General features: G+C 71.1%; 16 protein-coding genes. 7 read left to right on the top strand and 9 right to left on the bottom strand.

Features of this window, described 5'->3' with window-relative positions:
- Nucleotides 1–3: 3 nt before the first annotated feature.
- Nucleotides 4–1527, bottom strand: a complete 1524-nt coding sequence (locus OG624_RS27885) for a hypothetical protein (RefSeq protein ID WP_051763118.1) — start codon at nt 1525–1527, stop codon at nt 4–6.
- A 96-nt stretch (nt 1528–1623) separates the two neighbouring features.
- Between OG624_RS27885 and OG624_RS27880 the strand changes: the two genes are divergently transcribed.
- Nucleotides 1624–2163 carry a WcaF family extracellular polysaccharide biosynthesis acetyltransferase gene (locus OG624_RS27880; RefSeq protein WP_033218960.1) on the top strand — a complete coding sequence of 180 codons (540 nt, stop codon included), beginning with the start codon at nt 1624–1626 and terminating at the stop codon, nt 2161–2163.
- Nucleotides 2160–3275: a glycosyltransferase gene (locus tag OG624_RS27875; RefSeq protein WP_371639945.1), complete on the top strand. Its 1116-nt coding sequence runs from the start codon at nt 2160–2162 to the stop codon at nt 3273–3275. The genes OG624_RS27880 and OG624_RS27875 overlap by 4 nt, the downstream gene beginning before the upstream one ends.
- A 49-nt stretch (nt 3276–3324) precedes the next feature.
- On the opposite strand, the gene OG624_RS27870 is transcribed toward OG624_RS27875, so the two are convergent.
- The 4 genes from OG624_RS27870 to gmd all read right to left on the bottom strand — a co-directional run bounded on the left by OG624_RS27870 (nt 3325) and on the right by gmd (nt 8461).
- Nucleotides 3325–3540, bottom strand: a complete 216-nt coding sequence (locus tag OG624_RS27870; protein WP_033218948.1) for a hypothetical protein — start codon at nt 3538–3540, stop codon at nt 3325–3327.
- Between the two features lie 109 nt (nt 3541–3649).
- Entirely contained in the window at nt 3650–4321 is a 672-nt protein-coding gene (locus tag OG624_RS27865) for a hypothetical protein (RefSeq protein WP_371639944.1), read from the bottom strand.
- Nucleotides 4322–4417: 96 nt separating this feature from the next.
- Nucleotides 4418–7201 (bottom strand): LamG-like jellyroll fold domain-containing protein, encoded by a 2784-nt coding sequence (locus OG624_RS27860; RefSeq protein ID WP_051763117.1) that lies wholly within the window; start codon nt 7199–7201, stop codon nt 4418–4420.
- 246 nt (nt 7202–7447) lie between these two features.
- Complete coding sequence (gene gmd, locus OG624_RS27855; protein WP_033218941.1) at nt 7448–8461, bottom strand: GDP-mannose 4,6-dehydratase; 1014 nt, start codon at nt 8459–8461, stop codon at nt 7448–7450.
- Nucleotides 8462–8829: 368 nt separating this feature from the next.
- Here gmd and OG624_RS27850 point away from each other — a divergent pair, with 368 nt between their 5' ends.
- A complete protein-coding gene (locus OG624_RS27850; protein ID WP_033218939.1) occupies nt 8830–9774 on the top strand; it encodes a GDP-L-fucose synthase family protein in 945 nt (314 codons plus the stop codon).
- A gap of 22 nt (nt 9775–9796) precedes the next feature.
- Here the strand turns inward: OG624_RS27850 and OG624_RS27845 are convergent, their stop codons facing one another.
- Nucleotides 9797–11272, bottom strand: coding sequence for a sugar transferase (locus OG624_RS27845; RefSeq protein WP_161290999.1), 1476 nt, complete (start codon nt 11270–11272; stop codon nt 9797–9799).
- Nucleotides 11273–11654: 382 nt separating this feature from the next.
- Here OG624_RS27845 and OG624_RS27840 point away from each other — a divergent pair, with 382 nt between their 5' ends.
- Nucleotides 11655–13925, top strand: a complete 2271-nt coding sequence (locus OG624_RS27840; RefSeq protein ID WP_161291001.1) for a M4 family metallopeptidase — start codon at nt 11655–11657, stop codon at nt 13923–13925.
- Nucleotides 13926–14032: 107 nt separating this feature from the next.
- On the opposite strand, the gene OG624_RS27835 is transcribed toward OG624_RS27840, so the two are convergent.
- Both OG624_RS27835 and OG624_RS27830 read right to left on the bottom strand, forming a co-directional pair.
- A complete protein-coding gene (locus tag OG624_RS27835) occupies nt 14033–14680 on the bottom strand; it encodes a hypothetical protein (RefSeq protein ID WP_371639942.1) in 648 nt (215 codons plus the stop codon).
- Nucleotides 14681–14856: 176 nt separating this feature from the next.
- On the bottom strand, nt 14857–16422 hold the full coding sequence (locus tag OG624_RS27830; protein ID WP_033218934.1) for an MFS transporter: 1566 nt from the start codon (nt 16420–16422) through the stop codon (nt 14857–14859).
- Nucleotides 16423–16567: 145 nt separating this feature from the next.
- Between OG624_RS27830 and OG624_RS27825 the strand changes: the two genes are divergently transcribed.
- Complete coding sequence (locus OG624_RS27825; protein ID WP_051763115.1) at nt 16568–17569, top strand: Lrp/AsnC family transcriptional regulator; 1002 nt, start codon at nt 16568–16570, stop codon at nt 17567–17569.
- A gap of 19 nt (nt 17570–17588) precedes the next feature.
- On the opposite strand, the gene glgP is transcribed toward OG624_RS27825, so the two are convergent.
- Nucleotides 17589–20225: an alpha-glucan family phosphorylase gene (gene glgP / locus OG624_RS27820; RefSeq protein ID WP_033218932.1), complete on the bottom strand. Its 2637-nt coding sequence runs from the start codon at nt 20223–20225 to the stop codon at nt 17589–17591.
- A 673-nt stretch (nt 20226–20898) separates the two neighbouring features.
- Here glgP and OG624_RS27815 point away from each other — a divergent pair.
- Nucleotides 20899–22893, top strand: a complete 1995-nt coding sequence (locus tag OG624_RS27815; protein WP_051763114.1) for an alpha-1,4-glucan--maltose-1-phosphate maltosyltransferase — start codon at nt 20899–20901, stop codon at nt 22891–22893.
- The gene (gene treS, locus OG624_RS27810; protein WP_033218930.1) at nt 22890–24608 is read left to right on the top strand and encodes a maltose alpha-D-glucosyltransferase; all 1719 of its coding nucleotides are present in this window, start codon (nt 22890–22892) and stop codon (nt 24606–24608) included. Before OG624_RS27815 ends, treS begins: the two co-directional genes overlap by 4 nt.
- The last annotated feature ends 39 nt before the right edge of the window (nt 24609–24647 follow it).

Raw genomic sequence — 24647 nt, 5'->3', positions numbered from 1 at the left:
GGGTCAGCGCAGGGTGGTGGACCTGTCCGAGCGGTAGGTCGCGACCAGCGCCAGACAGAGGGCCGCGATCGCCACTCGGCCCGAGGCCTGGAGCAGCGGCCCGCGCAGCAGGATGAAGGAGTAGCCCGCGACCAGCGGGACCACCACCGAGATGAGGCTGCCCGGTGGGCTGCGCCGCGTGGCCCGCTTCGCGTAGCGCCGGTCCACGCGGGCCGAGGCGTACCCCATGCCCAGCAGCCCCGCGCCCATCCCCAGCGGCCCGAAGTCGAGCCACAGCTCCGCCCAGATCGGGGAGGAGAGGTTGGTGTTGACCGTGCCCATCCACTGGCCGACCATCACACCGGTGTCCCTCGGCTTGCCCGGCCACACCGCGCGGGGCACCGCGAAGAAGATGGATCCCGCGAGCTGGCGGCCGTAGTAGTGGCCGGGGCCGGAGTTCGAGAAGGTGATGGTGTTCGCGAACATGCCGATCTGGTCGTAGTCCTTGAGGGCCATCGGCTCCAGGAAGGACGTGGTCTCGACCGGCCGGTAGTTCTTCTCGTCGTAGCGGAAGCGGTCCGCGAACGGGAAGATCAGCAGCGCGACGACCACCGCCATCGACAGCGCGACCCGGTACATCGCCGCGCTCACCGGGAAGACCGTGAACAGCAGCGCGAACATGACCGTCAGGAACCAGTACCGCGGGTTCGAGATCGGGTTGTTGACGATCAGGTTGAGCCCGGCCAGCGCCCCCCACGTGACGATGATCGACACCTTGCGGCGGGCGAACTTCGAGGTGATCAGCCAGCGGGTGTAGAGGAGCAGGGCGAGCAGGGCCGGTACGGTGCCGAAGCCGCGCAGCAGGGCCTGGCCGGCCTGGCCGTCACCGTTGGAGACGCCCGCCTCCTCGATGCCCGCGATGATCTCCTGGCGGCTGGAGAAGAAGACCGCCGGGCCGCCGAGCTTCATGATGAAGACGGCGCTGCACAGGAACGACAGGATCGTCAGCAGTTGGAGACGGCGCCGGTGCGTCATGACGGGCCGGGACGCCTTCTGGGAGCCGCCCGCCCGGCCGGCCGGGCGGTGTCGGGCCAGCAGCACGCCGACGTCGAAGGCCAGGCAGCCGAGCAGGACGAGCCCGATGGCGACGGTCAGGTCCGAACGCGGGCCGACGACCGGGGTCGGGACCTGGCCGAGGACGGCCTGGGCGAGCGGGGCCACGCCCATGGCCATGTAGACGAAGAGCCAGAAGGAGCCCTGGAGCAGCTTGCGGCGGCTGGTGAGCACCATCGCGGAGAGCCGGGCGCCCGCGTACATGGTGAGCAGCAGCTGGAGCCAGAAGGCCGCGTCGCGGACGCCGGCACCCGTCTGGAGGGCGACGAACAGCGGCAGGAAGACGGTGAATCCGAGCGCGAGCGGAACGGACAGCGCGCGCGAGAGGAGGGTGCGCGGGAGGGTGGCCCGCCCCCACAGGCTCTCGTCCTCGAAGGGCGAGGGAACGGGCGGCTTCGCGGGCGTCGCGGAGGGCTTGCGTATGTCCGTCGTCACTGCCGCCCCCACCCGATGTGCCTGGTCCGCGCGCAGTCTAGTCTGAGCGGGCCACGCCCGGGGAGGCCGTGGCCGAGAGCACGATGGGGGCTTCTGTTGCGTGATCTTCCTTCCTTCACGCTGGCCGGGTACGACAAGGGGCGCGGACTGCTGACGCAGGCGCTCTGGTTCGCCGTGATGAACACGGTCTTCATGGCCTGGTTCTGTCCGGCCCGGCTGCGGGTCGCGCTGCTGCGGGCCTTCGGGGCGCAGATCGGCGAGGGGGTGCTGATCCGGCACAAGGTCCGCGTGCTGTGGCCGTGGAAGCTCACAGTCGGGGACCACGCCTGGATCGGCGAGGGCGTCTGGGTGCTGAACCTGGAGCCGGTGACCATCGGTTCGCACGTGTGCCTCTCGCAGGAGGCGATGCTGTGCACCGGCTCGCACGACCACCGGACCGCCGACTTCCGCTACCGCAACGCCCCGATCGTGGTCGAGGACGGCGCGTGGGTGGCCGTACGGGCGACCGTGCTCGCCGGGGTCACGGTGGGCCGCTGCGCGGTCGCCGGCGCCGGTTCGGTGGTCCACAGAAACCTTCCCGCACTGACCCTGCAGACGCAGGACGGGCAGCGCCGCCCGGTGGAGGAGCCCAAGTGAGAGTCCTGCACGCCGTCACCCTGCACTCCCCCTCGCACGCCTTCGGCGGTCCGGTCCGGGTCGCGCTCAACCTGACGAAAGGGCTGCGGGCCCGGGGCCACGAGGCGCGCCTGCTGGCGCTCGGCGAGGGCTTCGATCCGTGGCCGACCGAGGTGGAGGGCGTTCCGGCGAAGCTCTTCCCGGCCCGTCGCCTCCTGCCCCTCGGCTTCAGCGGGATGACCTCGCCGGCGCTGCTGGCCTCGGCCGGGCGCCTGGTGCGGGACTGCGATGTCGTGCACGTCCACCTGGCCCGGGACCTGGTGACGCTGCCGGTGGCCCTGGCGGCGCTGCGGGCGGGCAAGCCGCTGGTGCTGCAGACCCACGGCATGGTGGACCCGAGCGAGAAGCTGCTGGCGAAGGTGCTGGACGCGGTGGCGGTACGCCGGCTGCTGCGCGGCGCGGACGCCGTGCTGTACCTGACCCCGCACGAGCGGGAGGGCCTGGACGCGGTGGTCGGCGGCCCGCCCTTGGCACAGGCGGTCCGGCTCGTCAACGGGACCCCGGCGCAGGAGGAGCGGCCCACGCCCGAGGGCCCGCCGCGCATCCTGTACTCGGCGCGGCTGCAGGCCCGTAAGCGGCCGGTGGACTTCGTGGACGCGGCCCCGGCGATCCTCGCGGCGCACCCGGACGCGCGGTTCGTGGTCGCGGGGCCGGACGAGGGCGAGCTGGCCGCCGTACGGTCGCGGATCGGGACGCTGGGCCTCACCGACCGGTTCGAGGTCCCGGGAGCCCTCTCGGGCGCGGAGGTCCTGACGGAACTGCGCCGGGCCCACGTCTACGTACTGCCGTCGGTGGACGAGCCGTTCCCCATGTCGGTGCTGGAGGCCCTCTCCGTGGGTGTCCCCTCGGTGGTGACCCACTCCAACGGCCTGGCCCGCGACATCGCCCGCGCCGGCGCGGGCCGCGCGGTCGACCCCGGCCCGGAGAGTGTGTCCGCGGCCGTCCTGGAACTCCTGGACCCGGCGGCGAACCACGAGGCCTCACTGGCGGCGCGCGAACTGGCCGCGAAGTCCTTCTCCATGGACGCGGTCCTGGACACCCTGCTCCCGGTCTACGAAGGCATCCACCACTGAGACCGCGGGCCCGCACCGGTGCGGTGCGGGCCCGCGGGCCCGGGACGGTTCAGTGGATGTCCCGGCGTTCCTCGACCACCGGGATCGCGCCGCCTGCGGTGCGGCGGCGCTTGTAGACGCTCGTGTACACGGCGAGGCCGATCCCGCCGACCGCCATCATGATCAGACCGACCAGGTCGAGATTGACGCTCTCCAGCTCCCAGTCGCTCGCGAAGGTGAGGATCGCGCCCACCACGATCAGGACGATGCATCCGCCGATGCCCATGGATCCGCCTTCCGCCGTCGGGACTGTGACTGCGCGGGTACCCGGGTTCCGGATACGAAAACGCCCCCGCGGGCCGGAAGTCCGGTCCGCGGGGGCGTTGTCGGTTCGGCTACGCCGGGATCCAGGCGTAGCAGCCCGAGGAGTTGAACTCCGCGGTGCCGGCCGGGATCGTCGCCGTGATCTTGTCGCCGGCCTTGGGCGGGGTCTCGGGGCCGGAGGCGAGGGTGCCGCCGTCCTTGCCCTTGGCCTCCCAGGTGCAGTTCGTGGCCTGGGTCAGCGCCCGGTAGGTACCCGCCGCGGGCGAGGTCCGCGGGCCTTCGGGGAAGCCCTTCTCCGCCGCGGCGAGGATCGGCTTCTGGTCCGGGCACAGGAGGGTGATCGCGTCCTTGGCGCCCGGGATCTCGCCGGTGATGACGGCTCCGGTCGCGGCGTCCCTGTCGTGCTTCGCGGTGCGCTGCACCCGCTGGCAGGAGTCCTGCCCGCTCTGCAGCACGGACGCCGGGTCCACCTTGTCGGGGACCCGCCCGCTCAGGTACTTCTTCTCCTCCGCCGTGAAGCTGCCCGTCTTCGGGGTGAGCTTCGCGTCCGGCACCGTGGGGCCGGTCGGCTTCGCGTCGGGATCGGTCGACGGCTGCGGAGCGTCCGCCGGGTCGGGGGCCGACGACGAGGCCGGGGGCTTCGGCGAGGCGCCGGATTCGGCCTTGTCCCCGCCCGAACTGCAGGCGGTCAGCGTCAGGGCGGCGGCCAGCAGGACAGCAGCCGCTGCGGAGCGTCGGTACATCGGATGGCTCCCGTACTCAAGGGGGTGTGCAGCGGGGCCCGGCCACAGAGAGCCGGACCCCGCACGCCGTCAGGCGGTTGTTTCGGTCTTCGTCGCTTACTTCGCGCCGAAGGTGAGGACCAGCTGCGGAGTACCCTCCGCCGCCGTGGCCTCGGAGGACCAGATCCACAGCGGGTCGGTGCCCGTGCTCGTCAGGCCCAGGCCGTAACTGGTGCCCAGCGCCGCGGTGACCGTGGCGGTGTCCAGCTCCACGTTGTGCACCGCGGAGCCCTCCGGCACGCCCGCGAGCGTGCCGAGCGGGGTGGTGCCGAGGGTGGGCTTGGTGTTGAAGGTCGTACCCGCGCCCGTCCAGTTACCGGTGATCGGGAGGACCTTCACGGTGTCGGTGGTACCGGCGTTCGCCTGCGTGCTGGTCTTGATCTGCAGCGAGGCGGACTTCAGGACCTGGCCGGCCGGGGCGGCCGGCAGGTTGAAGCGCAGGTACGTCTCGTACAGCGAGCCGCTGCCGCGGACCGCGAGCGAGGTCGACGCGCCGTTGGCGGCGCTCGGGGCACCCTGGTTGATGTAGGTGTCCTCGGTCGTCTTGACCGCGGAGACCGTGTCGGTGGGCGCCTTGGCCAGGTCGAAGTGGCTCTTGACCTGGGCCTGGGTGAGCGCCGACGGGTAGACGGCCGTCTCGTCGAGCTGACCCGCGAAGAAGTTGCTCGTCGGACGGGTCGGCCAGTTGGCGAGGTTGTCGCCACCGACGTGCCAGTAGCCCGCGATGTTGCTGTTGCTCGTGGCGTTCAGGGAGCCCTTGTTCTGGCCGTCGACGTACAGCGTGATGCCGCCGGGGCCCTGGGTGCCGACCACGTGGTGCCACTTGTTGTCGTTGTACGTCTCGAACAGGCCCGTGGAGACGGTGCGGGTCGAGCCGTTGTAGACGCCGAAGACCAGGCGACCGGTGTTGGTCATGTAGATCTGGCGGTCGTAGGTGCCGCTGTTGCGCGCCTGGTTGTTGCCGAAGCCGATGAGCTTGCCGCCACGCGTGGTGTTCGTCTTGAACCAGGTCTCGACGGTGAACGCGTTGCCGACCGTCTGACGGCGGTCGCTGTACACCTGCTGGCTGGTCCCGTTGAAGCCCATCGCCGTGCTGCCGGAGACGGCGCCGGGCGACTGCTTCAGGGCGGGGGCGTTGAGCTGGACACCGCTGCGGTTGCCGGACACCGAGGAGTCGGCGACGTAGGGGCTGACCGCGTCGTCGTAGCGCCAGTAGAGGTCGGCGCCGTCGGTACGGACCTGGTTCGGGTAGGACTGGACCGAGGTCGGGACGGTCACCGAGGCGACGGCCGACAGGGCGCTGGTGTTACCGGCGGCGTCGGTCGCGGTCACCCGGTAGGTGTAGCTCTGACCGGCCTTGACCGTGGCGTCGTTCCAGGAGGCCTGCGGGCGCTCCCACTCCAGCGAGCTTGCGGTGACGGTGGCGGCCGGGGTGGCGGAGCCGTTGCGGTAGATGCGGTACGTCAGCTTGCTGTCGTCCGCGTCGTAGCTGGTGCGCCAGCGGACCTGGACCTCGCCGGGCTTCACGCTGGAGGCGCTGGCCACCGGGGTGGTCGGGGCACCGACGTCGCCCTTGGAGGCGAAGCGGGTCAGACCCCACTGCGGCTTGCCGTTGATGAGGGTGAACTCACCGCCGACCCACATGTACTTGACGTCGTTCTTCTCGGCCACGGCCATGACGCGCGGGCCGATGCCCTCGGTGCCGTCCATGCCGTCGTTGGCCGTGGGGTGCCAGCCGAGCTTGCCCGGGCCGCGCACGAAGCCGTCCACGGGCGCGGGGGCGGCACCCTCGTGGTTGGTCGGCTGGGCCAGCAGGAAGTTCCGCTTGCCGTCGGGGAACTCCAGCTCGGTGGAGCAGTCGTGCCCGTGCGAGGAGCTGTAGAGCACTCCCTCGTAGGGCAGGACGAACTGGGTGGCGCCGAGGCAGCGGTCACGCCACTTCTCGGTGAAGTCGCTCAGGCGCAGGCCGATGCGGCCGTCGAAGACGCCACCGCCGGAGCCCTCGTGACCGGTGTAGAAGCCGGTGTCGTCGGTGGAGATGTCCTTGACGACCGAGTTCGACGGGATGTTGTTGTACGTCTTGGTGACCGCGCCCGTGGTGGCGTTGACCACGGCCAGGGCGTGGCTGTTGGAGCCGTTGACGCTGAAGAAGTCGCCGCCGAGGAGCACGTTCTTGCCGTCGGGGGTGACCTCGACCGCGCGGCCCGGCTCGTCGACGTTGGCGACGAAGGGCTTCAGCGCACCGGAGGAGGCGTCCACGGCGGCGAACCGCTCGCGGGTCTGGCCCTCGACGGTGTTGAAGTCGCCACCCGCGTACAGGGTGTCGTCGGTGACGGCGAGCGCGCGCACGGTGGCGGGGATGCTCGGGTGGAACGATGCCTTGGGGGTGCAGCTCGCGATGTCGATCGCGGCGAGGCTGGACACCGGGGTGCCGTTGACGGCGCCGAAGTACCCGCCCGCGTAGAGGGTCTTCTTGTCGTTCGAGACGACCAGCGTCCGGACGGTCGCCGTGCCTTCGCCGATGGTGAAGGCCAGCTTGCAGGAGGTGGGATTGCCGGTGGCGGCGTCGAGCGCCACGAAGTTCACGGCATTCTGCTCCGCGCCTGCCGCGCCCTCGGGCGGGCGGACGGCCGAGAAGGTACCGCCGGCGAAGACGGTGCCGTTGGCCTGGGCCATCGCCCAGACGACGCCGTTCGTCTGCCAGGTCGGCAGTTCGTCGGCGGTGAATGCCACCGGCGCCGTGATGGCGGACGCCTCAGGCATCAGCACCAGGCCTATACCGGTGCCCGCACCGGCCAGTGACAGTACGAGGGCGGCAGTCAGCCCTCTGGATCTACGCATGAGCCCCCCAGGGCAATTGCCCGGTTTGATGGCTGGAACTATCCGAACAGCCATATGTACTGGCGCAGACTAGGGCTCATGTGAAGGCCTGGTCACCTCTCTTGACCCATTGCATACCAACTTGGAATCAACAGGTTCAGCATGGAGGGTGCACAAGGGACATACGGCAGGTTTACCCCGGCCACACCCCCGCAGAGCTGCGGAGTATGGCCGGAACACGGCAAACCGTAGGGGAAATATAAGGCCTCAGCGGTCGATGCGGACCGTCACGCCCGCCAGTTGGTCCTCGACCTGGCGGATGTCGGCGTCGACCATGATCTGCGCGAGCTCCGCCACCAGGACCGTCGGCTTCCAGCCAAGCAGCTCGTGCGCCTTGGAGGCGTCGCCGATGAGGGCGTCGACCTCGCTGGGGCGCTCGTACTTGGGGTCGTAGCGCACGTGGTCCGCCCAGTCGAGGCCGGCGTGCGTGAAGGAGGACTCGACGAACTCGCGGACCGTCGCGGCCACCCCGGTGGCGACGACGTAGTCGGTGGGCTCGTCCTGCTGGAGCATCCGCCACATGGCGTCCACGTACTCGGGGGCGTAGCCCCAGTCGCGCACCGCGTCGAGGTTGCCGAGGTAGAGGTGGTCCTGGAGACCGGCCTTGATACGGGCCACCGCGCGGGTGATCTTGCGGGTCACGAAGGTCTCGCCGCGGCGCGGGGACTCGTGGTTGAAGAGGATCCCGTTGACGGCGAACATGTCGTACGCCTCGCGGTAGTTCACCGTGGTCCAGTACGCGAACACCTTCGCGGCGCCGTACGGGCTGCGCGGGTGGAACGGGGTCTGCTCGTTCTGCGGCGGCGGGGTGGACCCGAACATCTCGGAGGACGAGGCCTGGTAGATGCGGGTGTCGACACCGCTGGCCCGGATCGCCTCCAGCAGCCGCAGCGCGCCGAGGCCGGTCACGTCGCCCGTGTAGAGCGGGGCGTCGAAGGAGACGCGGACGTGGGACTGCGCGCCGAGGTTGTAGACCTCGTCGGGACGTATGTCGCGGAGCAGGTTCACCAGCGCGACGCCGTCGGAGAGGTCGGCGTGGTGCAGGACGAAGGACCGGTTGGCGGTCTGCGGGTCCTGGTAGATGTGGTCGACCCGCTCCGTGTTGAAGCTGGAGGACCGCCGCACGAGCCCGTGCACCGTGTAGCCCTTGGAGAGCAGGAGCTCGGCGAGGTACGAGCCGTCCTGTCCGGTGACTCCGGTGATCAGTGCGGTCTTGCCCATGGGGTCCCCTTGCTGGTGGTTTCTGTCTGTCGTGGTGAGGCTGCGCCTCGGAGTGGATGCGGGGCCGGGCCCTGCGGGGCGGCGCGCCGAAGGGTCGGGGCGCGGCCAGGGATCCGGATTGCGTTACCGTACACGGCCGCCCCCGGACGCCTCCTGCGGGGCGCCCACCCTCTCGTGGTCCTGACGCCGCCCGGCACGCCCCCGGTTCCGGAGCCGGCCGACATCCCGACCGGCCCGACCGTCGGGTGCCGGCCGTCGGCCGCTGTCGGCCCCGTCAGGCCCGCCGCGATCGGGGCCGCCCCGGTGGCTCGGGCTCGGGCCGTGGACCACTGCCACCCCCGCGGGAGCGGACTGGCATCATCGGCGGTATGACAAGTTCGTTGCCGCTCCTGCCCCCGAACGCCCGCGTCTTCGTCGCGGGCCACCGCGGCCTCGTGGGATCCGCGGTCGCCCGGCGGCTCACCGCCGACGGCCATGAGGTGCTGACCCGGGGTCGTGCCGACCTCGACCTGCGCGACGCCGCCGCGACCGCGGCGTACCTGAAGGACGTCCGCCCGGACGCCGTGGTGCTGGCCGCCGCCAAGGTCGGCGGGATCATGGCCAACAGCACGTACCCGGTGCAGTTCCTGGAGGAGAACCTCCAGATCCAGCTCAGCGTGATCGGTGGTGCCCATGCGGCCGGCGTGGGCCGACTGCTGTTCCTGGGTTCCTCCTGCATCTACCCGAAGCTGGCCCCGCAGCCGATCCGCGAGGACGCCCTGCTGACCGGCCCGCTGGAGCCGACCAACGAGGCCTACGCCCTCGCGAAGATCGCCGGCATCGTCCAGGTCCAGTCGTACCGCAAGCAGTACGGGGCCTCGTACATCTCGGCGATGCCGACGAACCTGTACGGCCCGGGCGACAACTTCGACCTGGAGACCTCGCACGTCCTGCCGGCGCTCGTCCGGCGCTTCCACGAGGCCGCCGCCGAGGGCCGTGACGAGGTCACGCTGTGGGGCTCGGGCACCCCGCGCCGGGAGTTCCTGCACGTGGACGACCTGGCCGCGGCCTGCGCCGTACTGCTGAACTCCTACGACGGCGACGAGCCCGTCAACATCGGCTGCGGCGAGGACCTGACCATCAAGGAACTCGCCGAGACGGTCGCCGAGGTGACCGGCTTCCGCGGCGAGCTGGCCTGGGACACGTCCAAGCCGGACGGGACCCCGCGCAAGCTGCTGGACGTGAGCCGCCTGACGTCGCTCGGCTGGAAGCCCGCCGTCCCGCTGCGGGACGGCATCGCCGCCACGTACAAGTGGTGGCGCGAGCAGAGCTGATCGCACAGGCGGCCCGGACCCCTCAGTACGCTCCGCGACCGTCTACGACGGCGCGGAGCGTACGGCCCATGACGTCGACATCGCTGGTGAAGGACCAGTTGTCGACGTACTGCAGGTCGAGCTGGATGGTTTCGTCCCAGGACAGGTCGGACCTTCCGCTGATCTGCCACAATCCCGTCATCCCCGGCCGTACGGTGAGGCGGCGCAGCTCGACCTCGTCGTACTTCGCCACCTCCTCGGGCAGCGGCGGGCGCGGGCCGACCAGCGACATGTTGCCGATCAGCACGTTGACGAGCTGCGGCAGCTCGTCCAGCGAGGTGCGGCGCAGCAGCCGGCCCACCCGGGTCACCCGGGGGTCGCGGCGCATCTTGAACATCAGCCCGTCGTTCTCGTTGGCCCCGGACAGCTCGGCCTTGAGGGCGTCGGCGTCCACGACCATCGTGCGGAACTTCCACATGACGAACGGGACCCCGTCGCGGCCGATCCGCCGCTGCCGGTAGAAGGCCGGGCCGCGCGAGCCCAGACGTATGGCGAGGACGATCCCCAGGAGGACCGGGGAGAGCAGCAGCAGTCCGGCCGCGGCTCCGACCCGGTCCAGGGCCGACTTGAGCAGGGTCTGCACCCCGCGACTGACGGGCGGCGCCACCCGCAGCACGGCGAGCCCGCCCGCGGACAGGGTCTCCAGCCGCTTGACGGAGACCTCCACCAGCCCGGGGAAGACCGCGAGTTCCAGGCCCGTGTCGTGCAGGGCCCAGGCGATGCGGCGCAGCCGCTCCCCCGTGATCCGCACGCCGGGGGCCACCAGCACCAGGTCGGCGTGGTGGCTGGCGACGGCGCCGAGCACGGCCGCGGAGTCGCCGTTCGGGGCCTCGGGTGCCGTTCCGTCGAGCCGCGCCGCCACGGGTACGCCGCTGGCGAGCGGCCCGGCACCGACCGGGACCACGCCGACGACGACGTACGGGTGGTCGGTGCGGGCGGCGAGGTGCGCGATGACGTCCTCGGCCGCGTCGGGCTCGCCGACGACGAGGACCCGGCTGACGGCCTGGGCCTCGCGGCGGGCGGCCGACAGGTGGCGGTAGGTCAGTTTGTGGACGGCGATGGTGATGAGCAGAGCGGGCAGCAGGGCCCCGAGCGCGGACAGTCGAGGGGTGGCCTCTTCGGTCACCACGCGCGCCACGGCCAGTACGCCGATGAGAATCAGCCAGTCATGGACGACCGGCAGTACGCCGCGGGACTCCCCGAGCGTCCGGGTCGCGTAGCGCCGGCGCAGCGCCTGCACCCCGGTCCACGCCACGGCGGCGGCCAGGGCGCAGTAGACGGGCCGGACCTGCTGCGCCGCGTCGAAGACGAGTCCTACCGGGATCGCGGCGCCGAGCAGGTCGGCGGCGATTGCGGCCGGGCGGTACCAACGGGCCTTGTCCCCGAGGCGCCGTGCGGGCGCAAGGGACTCCCGGGCCGCTCGGGCCACTCTTTGCGCAGGAATATGGACATGCCTCATGGGCCCCCCTGGCACGTGGTCTATGACAGTGGCAGGTGTCCATGGCTTCCCCTGGCAACGAACATCTGCCGCACCGGGAAACAGTACGACAAACACCCGTACGGTAAATGCCGTTTGGGTCAACGCAGCCTCTTGTTGCGCAAGTGTTAGCAACCGGTACCAGGCGTTCCGCATGTCGAACGGCCCAGGAAGCACACGAAGATGAATGGTCCGGATAGCGGATACGTATCTTCGGACAACGGACCGTTTCCGGCCAACCTTTTGACGCGGCCCTGACATCTGTCGCTGCGAGTGGCAATCTTCGACCGTTCATCGCACCAGCCCTGTTCTGCCCGGAGGCCCACCCAGCCATCCGGAACCCCCCTTGCAGAAGGAGTCTGCGTTGAGGTCCACCCCCCAGAGGCGTGCCACCGCTGCCGGCGCGCTCGTTGCCGCGGCAGCCCTGCTCGCCGTAGGTATACAGACCGGCACCGCCGCCGCCGACGCCACCGCGTCGCAGGCCTCCAAGGCCGCCCAGCCCAACCCGGGCGCGGCCAACCGCGCACTCAGTGCCTCGGAGCGTGCGACGCTCCTGGCCGATGCCAACTCGACCACCGTGCAGGCCGCCAAGGCGCTCGGCCTCGGCAGTGGCGAGAAGCTCGTCGTCCGCGACGTGGTCCAGGATGCGGACGGCACCACGCACACCACCTACGAGCGCACCTACGACGGACTCCCCGTCCTCGGTGGTGACCTCACCGTCCACGCCAAGGACGGCGTCACCAAGAGTGTGACGAAGGCGACCAACCACGAGATCAAGGTCGCCGACACCAGCGCCACCGTGACGCCGGCGGCCGCCGAGAGCCAGGCCGTCTCCGCCGCGAGCGCCGAGGGCTCCAAGGAGGCCAAGCCCTCCAAGAACGCCCGCAAGGTGATCTGGGCGGCCGAGGGCGCGCCGGTCCTCGCGTTCGAGACCGTCGTCGGCGGCCTCCAGCACGACGGCACGCCGAACGAGCTCCACGTGGTGACCAACGCCAAGACCGGCGCCAAGATCACCGAGTGGCAGGCCATCGAGACCGGCACCGGCAACACGATGTACAGCGGCCAGGTGACCCTCGGGACCACCCAGTCGGGCAGCACGTGGAACCTGACCGACGCCGCGCGCGGCAACCACAAGACGTACAACCTCAACCGTGGCTCCGGCTCCGGCACCGGCACGCTGTTCTCCGGCCCGGACGACGTCTGGGGCAACGGCACCGCCGCCAACCTGGAGACCGCCGCCGCGGACGCGCACTACGGCGCCGCCGTCACGTGGGACTACTACAAGAACGTGCACGGCCGCAACGGCCTGCGCAACGACGGCGTGGCCCCGTACACCCGGGTCCACTACGGCAACGCCTACGTCAACGCGTTCTGGAGCGACTCCTGCTTCTGCATGACGTACGGCGACGGCGAGGGCAACAACAAGCCGCTCACCTCCACCGACGTGGCCGCGCACGAGATGACCCACGGTCTGACCTCGGTCACCGGCAACATGACCTACAGCGGTGAGCCCGGCGGTCTGAACGAGGCGACCTCCGACATCATGGCGGCGGCCGTCGAGTTCTACGCCAACAACCCGCAGGACGTCGGCGACTACCTCGTCGGCGAGAAGATCGACATCAACGGCGACGGCACCCCGCTGCGCTACATGGACAAGCCCAGCAAGGACGGCTCGTCCAAGGACAGCTGGTACTCGGGCCTCGGTGGCATCGACGTCCACTACTCCTCGGGCCCGGCCAACCACTGGTACTACCTGGCCTCCGAGGGCTCCGGCGCCAAGGTCATCAACGGCGTGAGCTACAACTCGCCGACCGCGGACGGGCTGCCCGTCACCGCGATCGGCCGTGACGCCGCCTCGAAGATCTGGTTCCGTGCGCTGACGGTCGGCTACTTCAAGTCGAACACCAACTACGCCGACGCCCGCGTCCAGACGCTGAAGGCCGCCGCCGACCTCTACGGTCAGGGCTCGACCATCTACAACAACGTCGCCAACGCGTGGGCCGGCATCGCCGTCGGATCCCGCATCTCCAACGGCGTCTCGGTCACCCCGATCGCCAACCAGAGCACCGTCACGGGCGGCGCGGTGAGCCTGCAGGTCCAGGCCACCAGCACGAACCCGGGTGCGCTGAGCTACGCGGCGACCGGTCTGCCGGCCGGCCTGTCGATCAACGCCTCCAACGGCCTGATCTCGGGCACCGCCACCACCGCGGGCACGTCCAACGTGACCGTCACGGTGACCGACTCGCAGAACCAGACCGGCACCGCGGCGTTCACCTGGACGGTCGGCACCACGCAGCCGAGCGTCTTCGAGAACACCACGGACTACCAGATCGCGGACAACGCGACCGTCGAGTCCCCGATCAACGTGACGCGATCGGGCAACGCCCCGAGCGCCCTCAAGGTGGACGTGAACATCGTCCACACCTACGTCGGTGACCTGGTCGTCGACCTGGTCGCCCCCGACGGCAGCGTCTACAACCTGCGCAACCGCACCGGCGGCAGCGCGGACAACATCGTCCAGCAGTTCACCGTGAACGCCTCCTCCGAGGTCGCGAACGGCACCTGGAAGCTCCGCGTCCGGGACGCCGCCAGCCTGGACACCGGCTACATCAACAGCTGGAAGCTCACCTTCTGACCCTCGCGGGGCAGGGTGAACGTCAGCTGAGCAGATAGACACGGGGCCGCCCGGGAGGAATCCTCCCCGGGCGGCCCTGTTCCATGGGCGCCGGCGCGGCCGGGACCTCAGGCCCCGGGGCGGCCCAGGGCGCGGAAGATGGTGGTGAGGAGGTTCTCCTCCTCTTCCTCCTCGTCCTCGGGGTTCGGGTTCGGGTTCGGGTTCTGGTTCTGGTTCTGGTCGGGCCGTCCCGGCCAGGTGCCGTTCCCGCCCGTACCGCCGTTGCCTCCGGTGCCGCCCTCGGTCTGGTCCTCGTCGTCGCGCGACTGGTCGTCCCGGCCCGGCCAGGTGCCGTTCCCGCCGGTGCCGCCGTTGCCTCCGGTGCCGCCGTTGTCGCCCCGGCCCGCGTCCGCCTCGTCCACCGGCTTGAAGTAGACCGAGACGACCTCCACCCGCTTCGCGTTCTCCCCCGGCTTCAGCACCTTCTCCGCCTCGCCGTCGCAGCCCCGGTTGTCGAAGAGGACCGCCAGCGACTCCGTGTCGTTGCGCACCTCGATGGCGGGCTCGTCGCGGGAGGTGCGCGTCAGCAGGTAGCAGGTGTCGTTGTCGGCGGGCCGGATCTGGCCTCTTCTCTCGGTGCCGGCCGCGTCGAGGTAGCGGTAGTGCAGGGTGCCGAGGGCGCGTTCGCCGTGGTCGTCGGCCGTCGACGGCCCGGCGGTGGGCAGGGCGAGCGCGAGAGCGCCGACGAACACGGCGGCGGTCGAGCGAAGACGCATGGGGGAGTCCGTTCCTCGGGTTGCTCGGGTTCCGCGGATACCGGTCCGGTGGCATCCTCGGGCAGCGTAGGAGCGGAGGAGCCAGCTGAATCGATTCGGCATGCCCAGTACGTTCGAAGGTTCACCCGTGAGGTCCCCGCCGTACGGCCCTGCGCGCGGTCTCCCCGCGCACGGCCTCAGTTCCGTACGGCCGGTGCCCCCGCCGGGTCCTGAGCCCCGGTGGACCGTGTGCGGGGCCGCGGGAGCGGAGCCGCGGCGGCCGGCGTCCCACCGCGGAGCAGGAGGAAGACCGCCGCCGCACCGGCCAGCCCCATCGCGGCCGAGACCAGGAACGTCTCGCGCAGACCGCTCGCGAAGGCGGCCTCCACCAGCCCCGTCAGCGCCTCGCGGGCCGCACCCGCCGGGGCTTCGGCGAGCACCTGCCCGGCGCCGCCCGAGGCCAGCGGCTCCGCCAGCCCCCGGCCGCCCTCACCGAGCCCGGAGCGCAGCCCCGCGTGGAAGACCACACCGAGCACGGCGATGCCGAGGGCGGTGCCCAGTTGGCGCGCGGTGTTCAGGGCGCCGCCCGCCATGCCCGCCCGGGCCGGGGCCACGGCCCCCATCGCGGTGGCGGCCAGCGCCGGGGTCGCGGCGCCCACCCCCACGCCGGTCACGAGCAGCCCGGGCACCAGGGCGGTCCAGCCGTCCCCGGCGTCGAGCATCCAGGCCTGGAGCAGCGCGCCGAAGCCGATCAGCAGCAGTCCCCCGCCGATGGTCAGCCGGGGCGGGACCGCGTGGAGCAGCCGTCCGGCCACCGCGGCGACGACGAAGCCGGCCGCGCTGAGCGGCAGCAGCACCAGGCCCGCCCCGACCGGGCTCATCCCCTCGGCGGACTGCAGCCAGAGGGAGACGTACATGAGGTACGAGAACGCGGCGCCCGACAGCAGCAGTCCGGCGGCCATGACGGCGACGAAGGTCCGGCTGCGGAAGAGCGAGAGGTCCAGCATCGGTCGGGTGCTGCGCAGTTCGACGAGGACGAAGGCGGCGAAGGCGGCCACGCCCAGGCCGAGCAGGCCGAGGGTGGTGGGCGAGCCCCAGCCGTTCTCGCCGACGCGGATCACGGCGTAGGTGACGGCCGTGGCGGCCGCGGTGAAGGTGGCCATGCCGGGCAGGTCGAGGCGCCCGGCGTGGGGGTTGCGGGACTCGGCCACCGCCTTGAGGGTGACGTACACGGCCAGCGCGCTGACGGGCAGGTTGATGAAGAAGATCCAGCGCCAGCCGAAGTGCTCGGTGAGCAGCCCTCCGATGATCGGCCCGGCCGCGGCGGCGGCGCCGTTGACCGCGCCCCAGACGCCGAAGGCCACCCCGCGGTCGCGGCCCTGGTAGGACGCGGTGAGCAGGGCCATGGTGGTGGCGAACATGGCGGCTCCGCCGATGCCCTGGACGGCGCGGAAGGCGATCAGCTCGGCCGGGCCGGTGGCCAGCCCGCAGGCGAGCGAGGCGGCGGCGAAGAGCCCGAGCCCGACGAGGTAGACCCGGCGGCGGCCGATCCGGTCGGCGAGCGAGCCCGCTCCCAGCAGCAGGGCGGCCAGGGCGAGGGCGTAGGCGTCCATCACCCACTGGAGGCCGGCGAATCCGCCGAAGGACGTGTCGGAGGCCATGTCGGCGGACATGTCGGGCAGGGCGACGGTCACGATCGTGACGTCGACCAGGAGCATGAATGCCCCGAGGCAGACGGCCGTCAGGGGCAGCCATTTGCGCATGGGAGTTCTCCTCGGGTGTACGGAGGGTGGGGTCGCGGGCGGGTCCGCGGTGACCCCAAGGTCCCACCGCCCACCTCCGTTCCCCCATCCAGCGGCCCGCTCCTGCCGAATTTCCTCGATCAGGGCCCCTGTCATGATGGAAACCATGAACGAGACGCAGCTGGACGCACTCGACCGGTCCCTGGTGCACGCCCTCGTGATCGACGGCCGGGCCTCCTTCAGCCGGCTCGCCGAGGTGCTGGAGGTCTCCGACCAGACCGTCGTACGCCGCTACCGGCGGCTGCGGACCGCCGGTCTGGTCCGGGTGGTCGGGCTGCCGCAGGGCAGCCGCGTCGGCCTGTTCGAGTCCTGGCTGCGGGTGCAGTGCGCCCCCGACGCGGCGCTCCCGGTGGCCGAGGCGCTCGCCCGCCGCCCGGACATCGCGTGGGTGACCCTGAACTCGGGCGGCACGGAGGTCCACTGCATGACCCGGGCCCGTACCCGCAGGGACCGGGACACCCTGTTGCTGGAGAAGCTGCCGCGCACCCGCCGGGTGACGGGCATCAGCGCCCACACCATCCTGCGGAAGTTCTTCGGCGGACCCGACTCGTGGGCGGGCGTGGACGCGCTGCGCCCGGATCGGATCGCGGCCCTGGAACGGCCCGTGGCCCCGCCCGGGCCGGACCGGTACGCCTTGGACGAGACGGAGTTCGCGCTGCTCGCGGTGCTGGGCCGGGACGGCCGCGCCGGGTATCCGGAACTGGCCCGCGCCACCGGGCTGTCGGAGTCGACCGCCCGCCGGAAGGTGGAACGGCTGCGCGATCTCGGGGCGCTCTTCTTCGACGTGGAGTTCGTTCCCTCGCTCTTCGGCTACGAGGCCGAGGCGACGATGGTGCTGACCGTCCCGCCGGCCCGGCTGGCGGAGGTGGGGGCCGCGCTGGCGAGCCACCGCGAGGTGCCGTTCGCGGCGGCCGTGACCGGGGCGGCCTCCCTGATGGCGGTGGTCGTGTGCCGGGACACCGACGCGCTCTACACGTACCTGACCGAGCGGATCGGCGCGGTGGACGGGGTGGGGCAGGTGGAGGTCATCCCGGCCCTGCGCAGCGTCAAGCGGGCCGGGATGCTCGTGGAGGGCGAGCGGCTGGTGGATCCGCCGCCCGCCCCCTGAACCGGTACCGCCACGGTGCCTACCGCAGCAGGACCCCGCCGCCCGCGTCCGTCTCCACCGGGGCCGCGACCAGGCCCAGTTCCGCCGGGGTCGCCAGCAGCGGGTGCGCGGGCAGGATGCGCACCGTGTAGCCGAAGGGCCCCGTACGGTCGAGGGCGAGCGGGCCCTCGTACACCCAGCGGCCCTCCAGATCGGGCCCCGCGGCCGGCTTGAGCGGGAAGCTCCGCCCGTCCCGGATCACGTCCTGCGGGTCCACCCGGCCGCCGAAGGCCTGCACCTCCACGTCCTCGGGGGTGAGGGTGTCCAGGGCCACCTGCACGCGCAGGGTGAGGGTGGCGCCCAGTTCGGCGGTGCCGTTGACCGGAGCCGCGGCCAGCGTCTCCACGTGTTCGACCGAGACCCGCGGCCAGGCCGCCCGGACCCGCCCCTTCCACCAGGCGAGGTCGCGCGCCGCCGCGGCGTCCAGGGCCCGGTGGGCGAGCGCGGCCGGCGTGTACAGCCGCTCGACGTACTCCCGGACCATGCGCCCGGCGAGCACCTTCGGCCCCAGCGAGACGAGCGTGCGCCGGACCATCTCGATCCACCGCACCGGGAGCCCGGTGCGTCCGACCCGGTCGTAGAAGCGGGGCGCGACCCGGTTCTCGATCAGCTCGTAGAGGGCGGTGGCCTCCAGGTGGTCGCGCCGGTCCTCGTCCGCGCCGAGCCCGTCGGCGGTCGGGATGGCCCAGCCGAAGTCCGGCTCGAACCACTCGTCCCACCAGCCGTCGAGGACGGACAGGTTGAGGCAGCCGTTCAGCGCGGCCTTCATCCCGCTCGTGCCGCAGGCCTCCAGGGGTCGCAGCGGGTTGTTCAGCCAGACGTCGCAGCCCGGGTAGAGCTTCTGCGCCATGGCCATGCCGTAGTCGGGCAGGAAGACGATCCGGTGGCGCACCCGCGGGTCGTCCGCGAAGCGCACCAGTTCCTGCACGAGCCGCTTCCCGCCGTCGTCGGCCGGATGCGCCTTGCCCGCGACCACGATCTGCACCGGCCGCTCCGGGTCCAGCAGCAGCCTGCGCAGCCGCTCCGGGTCGCGCAGCATCAGCGTCAGCCGCTTGTACGAGGGCACGCGCCGGGCGAAGCCGATGGTCAGCACGTCCGGGTCGAGTACGGAGTCCACCCAGCCCAGCTCGGCCGCGGCGGCGCCGCGCTGGCGCCACGAGGCCCGCAGCCGGTCCCGTACCTCCTGCACCAGCTGCTCGCGCAGCACCCGCCGCAGGTCCCACACGTCCTGGTCCGGGATCTCGGCGACCGCGTCCCAGCGCGGGGAGCCGCCGACCGACAGGGCGTCCTCGGTGCGGCCCGCGCCGATCTGGCGGGCGCCGAGCCGGACCACCTCGGGGGCGACCCAGGTGGGGGCGTGCACCCCGTTGGTCACGGAGGTGATGGGCACGTCGGCCGGGTCGAAGCCGGGCCACAGCCCGGCGAACATCTCCCGGCTGACCGCGCCGTGCAGGGTGGACACCCCGTTGGCCCGCTGGGCGAGGCGCAGGCCCATCACGGCCATGTTGAACACGCCGGGGTCGCCGCCGGGATAGGTCTCCGCGCCCAGTTCCAGGATCCGCTCGACGGGTACGCCGGCCAGCTCCCCGCCCTCCCCGAAGTGCCGGGCGACCAGGGCCCTCTCGAAGCGGTCGATCCCGGCCGGAACGGGGGTGTGCGTGGTGAACACGGTCCCGGCGCGCACCGCCTCGACGGCGGCGTCGAAGCCGAGGCCCTGCTCCCGCTCCAGTTCCCTTATGCGTTCGAGCCCGAGGAAACCGGCATGTCCCTCGTTGGTGTGAAAGACCTCGGGGTCGGGGTGGCCGGTGATCCGGCAGTACGTGCGCACCGCGCGCACACCGCCGATGCCGAGCAGCATCTCCTGGAGCAGCCGGTGGTCGCTGCCGCCGCCGTAGAGCCGGTCGGTCACCTCGCGGGCCGCGGCGTCGTTGTCCTCGACGTCGGAGTCCAGGAGCAGCAGCGGCACCCGGCCGACGCGGGCCTGCCAGATGTGGGCGTGCAGGGTGCGTCCGCCGGGCATGGTCAGCGAGACGCGGGCGGGGGTGCCGTCGTCCTGGCGGAGCAGGCCGAGCGGGAGTTCGTTGGGGTCGAGGACGGGATAGTGCTCCTGCTGCCAGCCGTCGCGGGAGAGCGACTGGCGGAAGTAGCCGTGGCGGTAGAGCAGGCCCACCCCGATGAGCGGGACGCCGAGGTCGCTGGCGGCCTTGAGGTGGTCCCCGGCGAGGATGCCGAGGCCGCCGGAGTATTGCGGCAGGGCGGCGGTGATGCCGAATTCGGGGGAGAAATAGGCGATGGCGGCGGGTAGTTCCGCGCCCTTCTCCTGGCTCTGGTACCACCTCCCGCCGTTCACGTAGTCATCGAGGTCGGCGGCGGCGACGGCGAGTCGGCGCAGGAACCGGCGGTCCGCGGCCAGTTCGGCGAGCCGGGCCGCGGAGACGGCGCCGAGCAGCCGGACGGGATCGCCGCCGGCGGCCTGCCAGCCCTCGGGGTCGACGGATTGGAAGAGTTCACGGGTCTCGGAATGCCACGACCAGCGCAGATTGCGCGCGAGATCGGTGAGCGGCAGCAGGGGCTCCGGGAGGACGGGGCGCACGGTGAATCGACGGATAGCCTTCACACGTTCCACCTTCGCAGGGGATTGCGGATCGGAGCGGGCTCACCACGCTGTGCACCCGCGCATCACCCCCGGAAGGCTAGCGAGGACGGTCCTCCTCCGACAGGTCACCCGGGCACGACCGCCGCCTCCCGGGCCGCCGGGCGCCGATCGATGCGCACGACATCCGGGAACACCTGTCGCATCGTCGCCCGTATGAACGAGACGGTTGGACGAGACGGTGCGCGAGGTGCCGGCGCGGATCGGGGCCTTCCTCCTCAGGACGGGGCGCGCGGGGCCTGTGGGACGGGTGGTTCCCGACCCGTCCGCGCCCGGGTTCCACGCCGCGTCAGCCCGTACGTCACCTGGTTCCGGCCGACTTGACGGAGCCTCGGCGAATGTCGAGCCGGGGCTTGGTATTGCCCGTGCCACTACGTACGAGTAGTTAACCGAGCACCCGGGTTGGGCGGGGTGATAGTGGGAAGGGCTCCCCGGGTACACGCGTACACGCACGGCGCCTCCGCCCACAAACCCTCTCCCCGCCACCCGAGTGAACGCGGACAGGAGCGGCCATGCCCGCAGCCCAGCCGTCCACTGAGCGGCTAGAAACAGAGCGAACAGAGCGTGCACTACCAGCCGTGATTCCGGCTGGCCTGTTGTCACCGAGCCCTGCGAACTGCCCCCAGGTGATCCCATCATGATCGGTCGCATTCCCGTGCTGGACGTCCGCCCCGCCGTCGACTGCGGCGCCAGACCCGCAAAGGCGGTCGTGGACGAGGTCTTCGAGATCTCCGCCACCGTGTTCCGTGAAGGACACGACGCCGTCGCCGCCCACCTCGTCCTGCGTGATCCGGGCGGGCGGCTGCGGGCCCCCGTGCCGCTGAGCGAACTCGCCCCCGGCACCGACCGGTGGGGGACCAAGATCTCCGTCGACGTCGAGGGGAGGTGGACGTACACCGTCGAGGCGTGGAGCGATCCGGTCGCCACCTGGCGGGCCCATGCCGCGATCAAGATCCCGGCCGGGATCGACACCGGCCTCATGCTGCTGGAGGGCGCGGAGCTCTACGAGCGGGCCGGCGCCCGGATCCCCAAGCGGGACGGGCGCGAGGCCGTCCTGGTCGCCGCCGGCACCATGCGCGACGAGGACCTGCCCGTCGCCGAACGGTACGAGGCCGCCCTCGATCCGGCCGTGGACGCCGCGTTCGCCCGGCGCCCGTACCGGGAGCTGGTCACCGCCTCCAAGCCCCTGCCGCTCCTGGTGGAGCGCAAGCGGGCCCTCTTCGGCTCCTGGTACGAGATGTTCCCGCGCTCCGAGGGTGCGGTGCTGGAGCCCGGTGAGGCCCCGGTCAGCGGGACCTTCCGGACCGCCGCCGAGCGGCTGCCCGCGATCGCCGCGATGGGCTTCGACGTGGTCTACCTGCCGCCCGTCCACCCGATCGGGTCCACCTACCGCAAGGGTCCGAACAACACTCTTTCCGCCGGTAGTTGGGACCCGGGCGTGCCATGGGCCATCGGTTCCACCGAGGGCGGGCACGACGCGGTCCACCCGGAACTCGGCACCATCGAGGACTTCGACGCCTTCGTCGGGCGGGCCCGCGAGCTGGGCATGGAGATCGCGCTGGACTTCGCCCTGCAGTGCTCCCCCGACCACCCGTGGGTGGAGAAGCACCCGGAGTGGTTCCGTCACCGGGCGGACGGGACGATCGCGTACGCCGAGAACCCGCCGAAGAAGTACCAGGACATCTATCCGATCCACTTCGACACGGACATGGCCGGCATCGTCAAGGAGACCTGTCGGATCCTGCGGTACTGGATGGAGCACGGCGTCCGAATCTTCCGTGTCGACAATCCGCACACCAAGCCGGTCGTCTTCTGGCAGAAGGTGATCGCGGACATCAACAAGTCGGACCCGGACGTGATCTTCCTGGCGGAGGCGTTCACCCGGCCCGCGATGATGCGGGCGCTGGCCGCCGTCGGCTTCCAGCAGTCGTACACCTACTTCACCTGGCGCAACACCAAGGCGGAGCTGACCGAGTACCTGACCGAGCTGGCGGACACCCCGTCCGCCTCGGTCATGCGGCCGAACTTCTTCGTCAACACCCCGGACATCCTGCACGAGTACCTGCAGCACGGGGGCCGTCCCGCCTTCGAGGTCCGAGCCGTCCTGGCCGCCACCCTCTCCCCCGCCTGGGGGGTCTACGCGGGCTACGAGCTCTGCGAGAACACCCCGGTGCGCGAGGGCAGCGAGGAGTACCTGCACTCCGAGAAGTACGAGTTCCGGCCGCGCGACTGGGCCGCCGCCGATCGCTCCGGCGAGACGATCGCCCCGCTGATCACCTCCCTGAACCGGCTGCGCCGCCGCAACCCCGCGCTCCAGCAGTTGCGCGACATCCACTTCCACTCGACCGACAACGAACAGGTGATCGCCTATTCGAAGCACGCCGGAGCCAATTCCGTACTGGTGGTCGTCAACCTCGATCCGCACCACACCCAGGAGGCGACGGTGTCGTTGGACATGCCGGTACTCGGCCTCGACTGGCACGGGTCCCTCGCGGTGCGCGACGAGCTCACCGGCGAGACCTATCACTGGGGCAGGGCGAACTACGTGCGCCTAGAGCCGGGCCGCACGCCCGCGCACGTACTGGCCGCTCTGCGACCGTCCCCGCCCACCGGAGGGTCACCCACCACATGATGATCAACGATCCCGTCCACGACACCTTCGAGGACACCCCCGCCAAGGACCGCGATCCCGACTGGTTCAAGCGGGCGGTCTTCTACGAGGTCCTCGTCCGCTCCTTCCACGACAGCAACGGCGACGGCGTCGGCGACCTCAAGGGGCTCACCAGCAAACTGGACTACCTCCAGTGGCTCGGTGTCGACTGCCTGTGGCTGCCGCCGTTCTTCGCCTCACCCCTGCGCGACGGGGGTTACGACGTCGCCGACTACACCTCCGTGCTCCCCGAGTTCGGCGACCTCGCCGACTTCGTGGAGTTCGTGGACGCCGCGCACACCCGCGGCATGCGGGTGATCATCGACTTCGTCATGAACCACACCAGCGATCAGCACGAGTGGTTCCAGCAGTCGCGCAAGGACCCGAACGGTCCGTACGGCGACTACTACATGTGGGCCGACAACGACAAGCAGTACCAGGACGCCCGCATCATCTTCGTCGACACCGAGACCTCCAACTGGACGTACGACCCCGTACGCAAGCAGTACTACTGGCACAGATTCTTCTCCCACCAGCCGGACCTCAACTACGAGAACCCGGCCGTGGTGGAGGAGATCGTCTCCGCGCTGCGCTTCTGGCTCGACCTCGGCATCGACGGCTTCCGCCTCGACGCGGTGCCCTACCTGTACGCCGAGGAGGGCACCAACTGCGAGAACCTGCCCCGCACCCACCAGCTCCTCAAGCGGGTCCGGGCCGAGATCGACGCGCACTACCCGGACACCGTGCTGCTCGCCGAGGCCAACCAGTGGCCCGAGGACGTCGTCGACTACTTCGGCGACTACGAGAAGGGCGGGGACGAGTGCCACATGGCCTTCCACTTCCCCGTCATGCCGCGCATCTTCATGGCCGTGCGAAGAGAGTCCCGCTACCCCGTCTCCGAAATCCTGGCCAAGACCCCGGCGATCCCGGACCGCTGCCAGTGGGGCATCTTCCTGCGCAACCACGACGAGCTCACCCTCGAAATGGTCACGGACGAAGAGCGTGACTACATGTACGCCGAGTACGCCAAGGACCCGCGGATGCGGGCCAACATCGGCATCCGGCGCCGGCTCGCCCCGCTCCTGGACAACGACCGCAAGCAGATGGAGCTGTTCACGGCCCTGCTGCTGTCGCTGCCCGGCTCGCCGGTGCTCTACTACGGCGACGAGATCGGCATGGGCGACAACATCTGGCTGGGCGACCGCGACGGCGTCCGCACGCCGATGCAGTGGACCCCGGACCGCAACGCCGGTTTCTCCTCGTGCGATCCGGGCAGGCTGAACCTGCCGGTCATCATGGATCCCGTCTACGGGTACCGGGTCACCAACGTCGAGGCCGCGATGTCCTCGCCCTCCTCGCTGCTGCACTGGACCCGTCGGCTGATCGAGGTCCGCAAGGCGAACCCGGCCTTCGGACTCGGCTCGTACACCGAACTGCCGTCGTCGAACCCGGCGGTGCTCGCGTTCCTGCGGGAGCACGGGGACGACCTGGTGCTGTGCGTGCACAACTTCTCGCGCTTCGCGCAGCCCACCGAGCTCGATCTGCGGTCGTTCAACGGGCGGGTCCCGGTGGAGCTCACGGGTGATGTGCGCTTCCCGCCGATCGGCGAGTGGCCGTACCTGCTGACCCTGGCGGGACACGGCTTCTACTGGTTCCGGCTGCGGGCCGAACAGCGCGTCGACAAACGCGCGAAGTAGCGGGCCGAGGACGGGGCGGGCAGCTCGAATGGGTCAATC

Origin of the sequence: Streptomyces virginiae (assembly GCF_041432505.1) — a bacterium.
Taxonomy (GTDB): Bacteria; Actinomycetota; Actinomycetes; order Streptomycetales; family Streptomycetaceae; genus Streptomyces; species Streptomyces virginiae_A.
The sequence above is the reverse complement of the archived record's forward strand: the minus strand, read 5'-3'. Positions and strand labels throughout refer to the sequence as shown.